The sequence below is a fragment of the Acinetobacter sp. YH12041 genome, assembly GCF_013419975.1.
In the GTDB taxonomy this organism is placed as follows: Bacteria; Pseudomonadota; Gammaproteobacteria; order Pseudomonadales; family Moraxellaceae; genus Acinetobacter.
This window is the reverse complement of sequence record NZ_VOZC01000005.1, coordinates 48,708-59,576: the sequence shown is the minus strand read 5'-3', so window position 1 is coordinate 59,576 and position 10,869 is coordinate 48,708. Positions and strand designations below refer to the sequence as shown.

12 protein-coding genes are annotated in these 10,869 nt (G+C 40.2%); 9 read left to right on the top strand and 3 right to left on the bottom strand.

What is annotated here, in order from left to right:
* Window positions 1–27: 27 nt before the first annotated feature.
* The 8 genes from FTU00_RS05410 to FTU00_RS05375 all read left to right on the top strand — a co-directional run bounded on the left by FTU00_RS05410 (window position 28) and on the right by FTU00_RS05375 (window position 7,148).
* Window positions 28–1,656 (top strand): hypothetical protein, encoded by a 1,629-nt coding sequence (locus FTU00_RS05410; protein WP_180179283.1) that lies wholly within the window; start codon window positions 28–30, stop codon window positions 1,654–1,656.
* Window positions 1,657–1,711: 55 nt separating this feature from the next.
* A complete protein-coding gene (locus tag FTU00_RS05405) occupies window positions 1,712–2,938 on the top strand; it encodes a hypothetical protein (protein WP_180179282.1) in 1,227 nt (408 codons plus the stop codon).
* A complete protein-coding gene (locus FTU00_RS05400) occupies window positions 2,928–3,284 on the top strand; it encodes a carboxypeptidase regulatory-like domain-containing protein (RefSeq protein WP_180179281.1) in 357 nt (118 codons plus the stop codon). Before FTU00_RS05405 ends, FTU00_RS05400 begins: the two co-directional genes overlap by 11 nt.
* Window positions 3,281–3,673 carry a hypothetical protein gene (locus FTU00_RS05395; RefSeq protein WP_180179280.1) on the top strand — a complete coding sequence of 131 codons (393 nt, stop codon included), beginning with the start codon at window positions 3,281–3,283 and terminating at the stop codon, window positions 3,671–3,673. Before FTU00_RS05400 ends, FTU00_RS05395 begins: the two co-directional genes overlap by 4 nt.
* A gap of 13 nt (window positions 3,674–3,686) precedes the next feature.
* Window positions 3,687–5,717, top strand: a complete 2,031-nt coding sequence (locus FTU00_RS05390) for a hypothetical protein (protein ID WP_180179279.1) — start codon at window positions 3,687–3,689, stop codon at window positions 5,715–5,717.
* Complete coding sequence (locus tag FTU00_RS05385) at window positions 5,698–5,931, top strand: hypothetical protein (RefSeq protein ID WP_180179278.1); 234 nt, start codon at window positions 5,698–5,700, stop codon at window positions 5,929–5,931. Before FTU00_RS05390 ends, FTU00_RS05385 begins: the two co-directional genes overlap by 20 nt.
* Window positions 5,932–5,994: 63 nt before the next feature.
* On the top strand, window positions 5,995–6,390 hold the full coding sequence (locus FTU00_RS05380) for a hypothetical protein (protein WP_034171137.1): 396 nt from the start codon (window positions 5,995–5,997) through the stop codon (window positions 6,388–6,390).
* A gap of 11 nt (window positions 6,391–6,401) precedes the next feature.
* Entirely contained in the window at window positions 6,402–7,148 is a 747-nt protein-coding gene (locus FTU00_RS05375) for an N-acetylmuramoyl-L-alanine amidase (protein ID WP_180179277.1), read from the top strand.
* A gap of 71 nt (window positions 7,149–7,219) precedes the next feature.
* On the opposite strand, the gene FTU00_RS05370 is transcribed toward FTU00_RS05375, so the two are convergent.
* The 3 genes from FTU00_RS05370 to FTU00_RS05360 form a co-directional block, all read right to left on the bottom strand.
* Window positions 7,220–7,705: a hypothetical protein gene (locus FTU00_RS05370; RefSeq protein ID WP_052209089.1), complete on the bottom strand. Its 486-nt coding sequence runs from the start codon at window positions 7,703–7,705 to the stop codon at window positions 7,220–7,222.
* Complete coding sequence (locus tag FTU00_RS05365) at window positions 7,674–8,327, bottom strand: hypothetical protein (RefSeq protein WP_180003502.1); 654 nt, start codon at window positions 8,325–8,327, stop codon at window positions 7,674–7,676. The genes FTU00_RS05370 and FTU00_RS05365 overlap by 32 nt, the downstream gene beginning before the upstream one ends.
* A gap of 224 nt (window positions 8,328–8,551) precedes the next feature.
* Complete coding sequence (locus FTU00_RS05360) at window positions 8,552–9,193, bottom strand: hypothetical protein (RefSeq protein WP_180179276.1); 642 nt, start codon at window positions 9,191–9,193, stop codon at window positions 8,552–8,554.
* A gap of 542 nt (window positions 9,194–9,735) precedes the next feature.
* Between FTU00_RS05360 and FTU00_RS05355 the strand changes: the two genes are divergently transcribed.
* Entirely contained in the window at window positions 9,736–10,746 is a 1,011-nt protein-coding gene (locus tag FTU00_RS05355; protein ID WP_179992529.1) for an NAD-dependent epimerase/dehydratase family protein, read from the top strand.
* Window positions 10,747–10,869: the final 123 nt, after the last annotated feature.

Genomic DNA, 10,869 nt, shown 5'->3' with positions numbered 1-10,869 from the left:
ACGAAACACACCCTAGAGGTCTTTGAAATGTCTTTTTATTTACCCAAGCAATCAAGCCTGGAACGTGTTGAAGTTGATCTGGGAGCCTACACGGATACGACAATATCAATCAAGTATCGTGACACATCAGGTGTGAATAATTCTGCAAAAGTTATAGCGGTTAATAAGCTACAGCTTGACTTAACCAATGGATTTGATGAGCAGATCATTGCCAGTTCCACACGCTTCAAACTTGGTTCTGATGTTTTTGTGGATCAGGGCGGGGCGTTATATCGAAACATTGACCCGGCAACTGGTGTTGGTGCTGCAGCTGGTCTGATCCAGCTTGGCACTGGCATTGTTGAGCTGGATGCATGGGCACCAGGCGGAAATAACACAGTACAACTTGAAGCACTGACAACCACGGTTGATATGGTACATCCAATCAACCAGGTAAGCTTCAGAACACCCATCATTCCGATTCGAAGCGGTTCATTATCCTTTGTGGTCACCACACTGGAATATGGGCAATTAACCCTTACAGCAGATGAAAGTGGCACCATTGATACAGATCTGGCACACGGTTCAATTAATTGGATCAATGGTTTTGTTGACGTTTATTTCTACAAAAAAACCTTGATTACACCTGAAAACCGGCCAGAAATTGAAAGTCAGCCATGGTATGACAGCAATCTGGAATACAGGGAAACAGGAAGCAATGATCAATTTATTAACATCCCTATCTGGGTTGACCCTTCAACTTTAAGATATAACGCGATTGCTTACACTTACATTCCGCTTGATTCATCAATTCTGGGATTGTCCGCAACACGTTTGCCGCTGGATGGGCGTGTGCCAATTTTCCGAGTCGGGGCAATTGGGATTGTAAGTTCAACCAAGTCGCAAAACCTGCCAAGTGCAATTGCTGGCCAGACGTATGATCTAAATGATCAGCGTATTTCATGGTGTGAACTTGAAGATGCAAATGGAACAAAGGTTGATTTTGATCTTTACTCTGTTGATTACGATTATGGGAAAGTGACACTAAATGGTGATTTTGTGCTGGGCAATCTGGTTGCGCCAATTACAGCAAAATACCGTTATCAGGATATGGGACTGATCCGTGATGTCCAGATTTCTGGACAGCTTACATTCACCAAGCCACTGACCCACAATTATGATGCTGATAACACAATTGTAGGTTCTGCCTTGGTTATTGGTGATATGCAAGCCCGTTACACACAGAAATTTGTTCAGCAGGCTTGGAATAGTGTCTGGGCTGACATGCCATCAGGTTCAGCAATATCTGCCAACTTTAATGATTCACTTTATCCAATACAGGTCACAAATAAAGGAGCCATTCAAGAACGCTGGGCCATTGTTTTCACCGGTCCCGAAGCGTTCTATTGTGTGGGTGAATACACAGGCCGCTTAACCTTAAACGGATCTACATCTGTAGATTATTTGCCAATGAACCCTGTCACAAATGCACCTTATTTTGTACTTAAGAAAGAAGCATGGGGCGCAGGCTGGGCAAATGGCAACGTGCTACGGTTTAACACTATTGCGGCAATGCAGCCAATCTGGGTGATCCGCACTGTGAAACAGTCAGAACCCAGCATTGTTTCTGATTCATTCCAGATCATGTTGCGTGGCGATGTTGATCGAGTAGTTTAAAAGTTAAATCAAATATGGCCGCTTTAAGCGGTCTTTTTTTATGAGTGAATAAAAAATGGCAATGAAGCAGACACAGACAAAATTTTTTGACTTTGCGGATGTAGGTTTGGATTTTTGTGCAGGGTCTAAAAACCTGTTTCCAGATCGTTTTAAGAAAATGTTGGCACTTGGTTATAACAAGCAGACTGTTTCAAGCGTGGCTGTGGCAGGCAATCAAGTTACATTTACTTATGGTGGCACACATGGCTATGTTGCGGATCGTGTCTTAAAAGTCAGTGCACCTGAGCTTTTAAATATTAATGATGGTGAATTTGTCATTGATAGTGTGACTGCAAATACAGTCACGATGACTATTGATGGTGCGCCAACTTTTATTGTAGGCAATTTTACAACCAAGGTTGCTTCGCTTGGTTGGGAGCTTGAGTATGAAAATGCAAATATTCATGTATATAAATTTAAACAATTAGATGAATCGAATATTTATATTCGATTCTGCTTTCAGGATGTTGCAACTCGTCGAAACGCAATCGCCCCATGTGTCGGCAAAACTTTTGATCAACTCACTGGATTTATTACCGATCCCGATGCTTATTTTCAAAATGCGCAAGTGGTCTCACCTGGAAGTGATCTGAAATTTGACTTTGACTGGGGTTCAAGTGCGTCATCTTCGCGCAACGATTGGACATACACACAAGGCAGTTCTTCTTACGGAAAAGCACATGCATTAGGAAGTAAATATCATCTTGCTATTCTGACCAATTGCTATACCGGAGATGGCTCTGGTGTAATATCAGCTGTACTGCCAAGTCTCTGTATTGATAATGAAAAACTTCAGTACCCAGTTTTGATTGGCAAGGTTACAGGGATAACCACCTCAATATCTTCTAATGCACTGCAAGTAACACAAGCGCTTATAGGGAACATTAGTGTTGCATTTGATTCAAGCTCATCAAACACAACATCTGACTATATCTTTAAGACTCCACAGGCAGCAACATCATCTATAAGTGCTGAATTGGATATATTTAACACCACAACTGCACAACCAATTTTTATCTATGAAAAAACTACCAGACAACATTTGGGAGTTTTGCTTGGTGCCTTTATTGCAAAATACTCATCAACTAATGCACCTAGTCTTTCTGCAAACAGCAGCCCATTTACTACAAAAGACATTGATCTAGATAATTCGATTTGTATACACCACATCTCTACAGGTTCAGCAGCTTCGCAAGCGGCTTATATGGCTTTTCCACTAGAGGAGGTGAAAATTGTCTCTTAAAATTAATCGGATATTTTTTGGTGGATACGATCCAGACTTTCAAAAACTGGGAGATATGGGGTATCTAATTGCAAAATTGTATCAGCCAATTATTACTTTTTTGAATGAAAATCAAGGTCTTGGACAAATTAAAGGCACAACCAAAAAAGTAGGAGCTAATTACTCACCAGTGCCAGTTTGTGTTTTTCGTCGCGACAACCGCCAATTACTCTGGGAGATAACGTCCAAAACTGATGGCTCCTATGCATTTCGCAATATTGCAGTTGGACTGGAATGTTTTGTAGTGGCCTTCGATCCAAACGAAGAATATAACGCAGTGATTTTAGATAAGGTGGTAGCCAAATGATTAAAACCTCTTTAGCTGCCGGACTGGCTCAACTTCAGGCACTGGCAAACTTTTTAGACCAAGGTAGCGCAAATGCTACCTTTGTTTTTTATGATGATGCAAAGCCTGCAGATGTAACGGTAGCAGCAAACAATAACGCCAGATTGGTTACATTAACGCTGCCTAAACCCTCAATCAAACAGGTGCATACCGATTACGTTGAGTTGAATCAGACAGATGCAGCAACAGTTATAAAATCAGGTACTGCAGTTTGGGCGCGCCTATTTAATGGGGAGGGAAAAGCAGTGGCTGATCTTTCGGTTAATACGAATATAATTCTTGCGAATCCGGGATTGGTACTAGGCAGCACCCTTATGATGAACTCACTGATCCTACGACCATCAACATAAACGAGGTGGACATGTGTCGAACTATATTCCACCCGATGGCCATCAAGTAAACCTTAATTTTAAAGATCAAGTCACAGGCTCTACCGATCTTAACTTTGGTAGTGATGGCCAGAATCTTGCTTCTCTAGATGTTGTAGTTAATACACAGATTATTGCTGAGCTTAATGCTGTTAGTGATAGTAACGACGTATTGGATGCCCAGATTAATACGGGCTTTAATGCTGAGTTTAATGCTGTTACAGGGCAGTTTGCTCAACTAGATATACAACTGCAAACCGGTTTTATAGCCGAATTATTTGCAGTTCGGATTGATCAGTACTGTGTAGTGGATGCGGTGATTCAAACTGGATTAAATGCCCAATTTGAAGCGTTATTCGATATTAATCATCTGGCAGGCGTGTCTTATGGTTTTGACATGCGCTACCAAAAAGCCATCGCAGCCTTAAGCACTACAGAAATACCATGGGCCAAACCCATCTTAAGAGCCTCAACTGAGGCTCTTTTTTATGATCAAGGCTTGGTGATTTCTAATCAGGCAAATATTCGGTATGAGCAAGCCGGATCATTAACCCGGGCGATTAGATCCATACATGAGCAAGCAACTGGTTTAAGTTCGGATGCATACATACACTGGGAAGAAGGCGATAAGCGCTTTATTCACCAGCGCTACCTGCATGAAGAAACCATTAAGCTGCGCCATAACCGGGAAACGGTCTGGCAGGAAATGATCCGACGTCGTAAGACTTTCACTTATTCTCATGAAGTGGCTCAAGTATTTGAACACCATTTTTCATTTGAATGGGATAAAGGTCTTGAGATTATCACCAAGTCAGATTTGCCTTGGGATAAAGCTAAAGCAATTCACTACAGAAAGCATCCTGTTCAACCATGGCCAAAGCCGGAAATACCTAAATATGAAGGCACTGGTGATCTAAATTTTATCTGCTTATGTCATGACGTTGATTCACACAATGTTGTTTTAAATTTTGGTGCAGATGACTGCATTCCAGCACTGCCTAAACGGAACTGGTGGTATATCGTGAATACATTAACAGCCGAACGACTGGATACCGGCGAGAAAATCAAAGTCATGGATGGCACTTACAGTACCAGTCGGTCTCAGTGGTGCTGGACTTACTCAATTACCGTGGCTCATACGGAAAAAGATAAGCTGCAGCCGATTGACGACCAGCCGGTGATTCTTAAAGTCATGATTAATGGTTTTGAGCATCATATCTTGCTTGAAGATCCAGAAGAAACCCGACGCTTTGCCAGCATTCTTTACACTTATCCGGGGCGAAGTATTACCGCACTGAACTCGGATAAGTACGGGCCAACACGCTCATTCATTCAGGATAACGAACGTACCTCTGTTCAACTGGTTCAGGCTGAACTGGATCGAGCAAATAGCGGTACCAACTTGGATTGGAAATTGATTGATGAATTTGGCTGGATCGTGCCTACTGAAAGCCTGAGCTATGCCGAACTTGCACCAATTGATGCAATCAAGCCGGTGGTCGATGCAGGCGGTGGCTTTATTTATAGTCAAAAAGCAGGCAATACATTGACCATTTTACCCCGGTACCAGAAAGGCTATTGGGATACGATGACCGTGGATGATTACGATATTCTATTGTCTGAAAGCCTGGTCATGCAGCAGAACATCAAAAAGAACGATGAATACATTGCTGACTTCAATGCCATCACTGTAGTAAATAGCCGTAGTGGTGAGAGCCTGAAAGTACAGCAGCGAGGTACTTCCGGTGATGTGCCTTTAGAGACAGTCACAGGGCCATTATTCAATGTGGTGTCTGGTGCCAGTTATGGCAAAAATGAGTTAGTGAAAGCCAATATTCAGGAATTGCACACCTTCGCTGATATTCCAGTAAGCCGAGAAATAGGCGAGATGCTACCTGGTAAATCGATTGCGTTTAATGGCCAGTGGTGGGGTGTGATTGATTCAGTTTCAGGTAGCTTTTCACACGAAAAGGTCAATGAAACCATTACAGTGGAGCGTATCAGCCGTGACGAATCCCTTATTTGAACTGCGCAAGCTGCTTAGTCCAACACATGCAGAATATATTGGCACCATTACATCAGTGAAACATCCAGAGTATCGGGTACAGATTGACGGTGGATCTGGTCCGGTACTATGTACGTCCGGTACAGCCTACAATTTAGGTACTAGAGTATTCATTTCAAACCAAGTGATCCTAAGGCCAGCACCTACTGGACAGCATTCAGAAATAGAAGTCTAAACTTAACCAAATGACAGCACCTTTTTTAGGTGCTTTTTTATTGCCAAAAAAATAGGGGGGCGTATGCCTGACAGTGAAACGTATGGGGTGCGAGTTGAGAAAAAATTAGATCAACTGCGCTTGGAAATGGGTGAATTAAACAACAACGTCATTCGCTTAACTGAACGGAATGAATATTACCAGTCACAAGCTGTGGCAAACCGACGGGATATTGATCTGCTTCAGGCGGATATGAACCAGGCTAAAGGAGGGCTCACCTTTGCGAAAGCCCTAGGTGGAACTGCTATTGGGCTACTCATTGCCTTTGGTTCATGGATAGTTCAAGGGAGCACAGCACTTGCTAAAGAAAATGCAGGACTAAATCAAAAATTAGCCATTATCGAATCAAAGCAGATCCGCATGGATACAGACCTGGCAGCAATGCGGAACCAGATTGATCAACAAAAAAACAAACAGTGAAGAGAGATAAGATGAAATTAATTAATGAAAGTGTTTGGAAGTTTGACTCAGTAAAATACGGCGCCTATATGGCGCTTTTTTTATCCTGCGTACATTTAGTTTTGCAGGAAGTGTATAACGCCAATGTCTTGCCTGAACCGTATCAAACGATTGCTTCATTGGGCTTGATGTTCTTGGCGGTGCTGATTGGCCGTAAAAAGGCTCAGCCAAATCTATCGCAATCTTTAGGTTTTGCCACTATCACGGCAGGACATAGCAATTCTGATCCTGGTGCAGTGAATGGCAAAATTAAAGAAGCTGATTTGGTGACTAATTTCAGGAATGCGGTTTCTTTTTATTTACGTGAGGCAGGTATTCAGGTCAAAAATGATGGTACCGGATCACAGAATGATTCTCTTTCATCCGCCATCAAGTTGATCAAAGGATCTAGTGTTGCGGTTGAATTCCATATGAATGCTGCACCCTCCAAACAGGCGAATGGAGTAGAAACAATTGCTTTGCCAAAAGACAAGAAACTGGCACAGGATCTGTCTGCAGCTGTAGCTTCAGCATTGGGAAGCCGTTTACGTGGTAATGATGGCTGGATTGATCAGAGCCAATCGGCTCGTGGAAGTTTAGGTTATATCAATGCTGGCGGCTTGATTGTAGAGCTTGGTTTTATTTCGAATGAAGCTGAGCTTGCAGCATACCAGGCACGTTATTGGATTGCAGCAAAAGCTGTGGCCAAAGTGCTGATTGATTATGAAAAGTGCAATTAAGATTTTACTGCTGTGCAACCCTGGGGTTCACAGCTTTTTTAAAACTTTAATATAATGCTTGGCTTGAAAAATTAATCTTTATTGCATTTAGTGTCTTGGCCTAAAGCACGTAGTCTATCTCGCTCCAAACGCTTTTGAAGTAAATTTTGATTGGCTTTTTCTGTTAATAGCTGAGCTTTCATCAAATGAAGAGTAAGCTTAGAATTGTTAGCATCAGATGGCGTGATAGTTGTTTTAAACAAATAGGTGCCATAAGGTGCTTTACCAAAAAAAATGGCAAGATTTTTTTCCCGATCTAAATTTGCATCAACTAATACATATGAATTCGCAGTTTTTACCTGCTCACATCTTAAATACGCTTGCTTTAAATTCGCATAAGCATCTACATATCCCAATGGAACATCTATTGACCCACCTTTGCCAATTGACTTAGAGATTAATTCACTTTCAGAAGTCGGCAAGATCATTTTTACGCAGCCCTGTAATAGGACTAAGGATGCCAATAATCCGAAAGTAGCTGTTTCTTTAATATACTTTGACACTTTTGAGATTTGCATGCTCAACATCTTCAACAATTCGTTTTTTAATTACAATAGAGTCTGGATCGTTTGATTTAAATCTTGAATCCACTTCATATTCAGCAATAAATACTCTTGGCTTGCTGCCTGGAATACGATCCACACCAATCACATAATCTTTATTTTCTTCCAAGGTTATATTTTTAATTTCAGTGAAATAACTATGGTTACCTATTCCGCTAACAAAAACAATGTCATGTTGACCAACCGGTAGTTTTAATTTTGCTTGCGAGTAATCAAATCGAGTCATTGTAGTAGAAGGGCTGATGATTGAATTCTCAACAAATCTTACGCGTTTTCCATCAAAGGTATAAACGGTATATGGGTACGCACTAAGGGAGCCAGAACCCTGAAAAAATGTATAAGGAATAGTTTTTATCGTTGCATATTTTTGCTCTTGGCTAACGAGTTGATTTGTATATGCCGTCAACTTTTCAGAGGTGGGTGCATTCGATGGAGTATTTAAATAACGCGCTTCTTTAGGAATATACAGTGGTAGCATAGAAACAGATTTTTTATCATCTGCAGTTTCTACAACCTGACATCCAGTTAAAAATCCCAATATCCCTAATAGTAAAAAATTTTTTATATTCATTGCCATATATTCAAATCTGATGATAATTTCGTAAATGCAATATACTCATAAAATATTAATATTCAAATAAATTTACTGTATATTCCATATTTTTTTAAACTAACTGGCTGTAATTTAAGTAAAAGTAGCTTTATTTAAGTTTTTTAACGCTGTGCATCCTACTAGGCTGCACAGCTCATTCGATTACGACGAATGTGAATGAAAGAATATGTATTGGGGTGATTTGAGAGTTAAGCCTTATAGTACCGGCGTAATTTTTCAATTACGGATCTATACTTAATCCTACTACCTTCACATAATGTGTTGTAGCTTTGAATAAACTCAATAGGCATAGGAGTGTTGAGTCCCCTAAACGTGGTATTTATTGCCTTATAATATTCTTCTAAATCATCAATAACACTTTGCAGGTTGGGTAAAAATTCTTGATTGTAATCATCTTCTGGTATTATATGACCCAGTATGCATAAAGATGAAGCCATAATATTTATAATATCCCTTAGTTGTTTTAGATTAATATTCAACTCCTGCTGATAAGAAATTTTATGAGGTGTTGACAAATAATCCACCATGAAGGTGTTAATTCTAAGGAGGTTTAAGTCGCAATCATAAACTGAATCCATAACCTTCATGCAAAGTTGAGCATCTATCCCTTTATTATGCTGATCCTTCCAATCATTAAATAAATAAGCTGCAATAAAAGCAGCCCATAGTGTTGCAACCCCACCAAAGTAACTGCCTAAAATATTTATAGCTTCTTTTGCAGCATTGGGTGACTCAAGACATAGTAATAAAACCCAGAATAAAATGTAAACTATAGCCAATATAAATATTCCACCAATGACACTTAAAGCCAATGGATTGATTTTTTTCAACTTTTCACCCCAATTAAAAACACATAATTACTCTTCAAATTTAAGCCCATCCGGCTTCCGTCCTAAAAATCTACCCATTCTTTATCGTATGCTCTACATAAAAGTAGGTCCATGCTCTCATTGTCTTGTTATCTCCACGCCTTCCCAAAATTCCCCACGTTTATCCCTCAAAAACTTCTCCGCTTCATACTTACTGTAGAACTGCTTAGCTTTCTCAAAATCCTTATATCTTCCATTCTTCTTTATATAGTGAGGATAGTTGTAGCTCATACTCTTACCTTTTAGTTTTATAACTGAAGATTATAATTTAATAAAAGCTCTCAAGATGAGGCTTAATTCATTGTCATGAATTCCATACATTACATAACAATCAACTTTTGTTCGACCTGTAAAATAAAATATACTTATTGAGCAGATTAGCCGGCTCAGAAGAAATTTTGGGTCGGTTTTTGCGTTTTTGATCCTGTGGATAAGTTGGAGAAAGCACCAAATAAACACCATATCAATTTAAAATACTGATTCTAAAGCGGAGTTAATAAACAATGATTTTAGTGACGGGTGGTTTAGGCTTTTTAGGCTCACATATTGCTTTAAGTCTGATGGCACAAGGACTAGAGGTCATTGTGGTCGATAATCTGGCCAATGCCAGTCTACAGACCTTAGAACGCCTTGAATTTATTTCCGGCCGCTATGTGCCTTTTGTCAAAATTGATATCCGTAACACTCCAGCATTAAATAAAGTTTTTGAACAGAATTCGGTACAGGCTGTCATTCATACTGCAAGCTTTAAATCATTAGAAGAATCAGTTTTAAAACCACTTGAATATTATAATGATAATGTCAGCTGTATCATGAGTCTGATGCGTGCCATGCAGCGTACCGGAGTGCGAAATCTGGTATATTTATCTTCATTGGCTGTATATGGCCATTCCGGAACGGATTTAAAAGAAGATCAGGCTTTCAATTACACTTATCCAAACCCTTATATTAAATCACAGCAGATGGTGGAAGAAATCATTCGGGATACTGCCAAGACGGATAATGAATGGCGTATTGCGATGTTACGTCTTTCTAATGTCGCGGGTGCTTTTGAAAATGGCATTTTAGGTGAATGGGTGCCACCTTTACCAAAGAATATTGTGCCTCTGGCCATGCAGGTAGGTGCGAAGCAGCGTGAATATCTGGAATTGCGCCGTCAGGCCAAGACTGAAGACTATACGGTAGAACGCAGCTTTCTACATGTAATGGATGTTTGTGATGCAGTATTCAAGTCACTACATTGGCTCTCGCAGCAGCAACAATGGACTTGCGAAGCCTTTAATATTGCTGGAGAGCTAATCTCAATGCAGACTTTGCTGGATCAGGTTGCAGAAGTCACTCAATCCGCTGTTCCTACAGTAGATGCTTTGCCATATCCACATGCCGAAATGGATCAGCTGGGCGCTAATACAGATAAGGCCCAACAGTTGTTACATTGGCAACCACGCTATACCTTGAGGAAAATGTTAGAGGATGAATGGCTATTCTATCAGAATACGTTAAGAGGGCAGTGATTTAGAATCCTATAAGCTAATTATTGATAATAATTATCATTTGCAAAATTAATCAAACTCATTAAGATGAATGAATGGAGTACAGCATTGAAGCTGCTGTCTAAATGAGTAAAACATGGAATA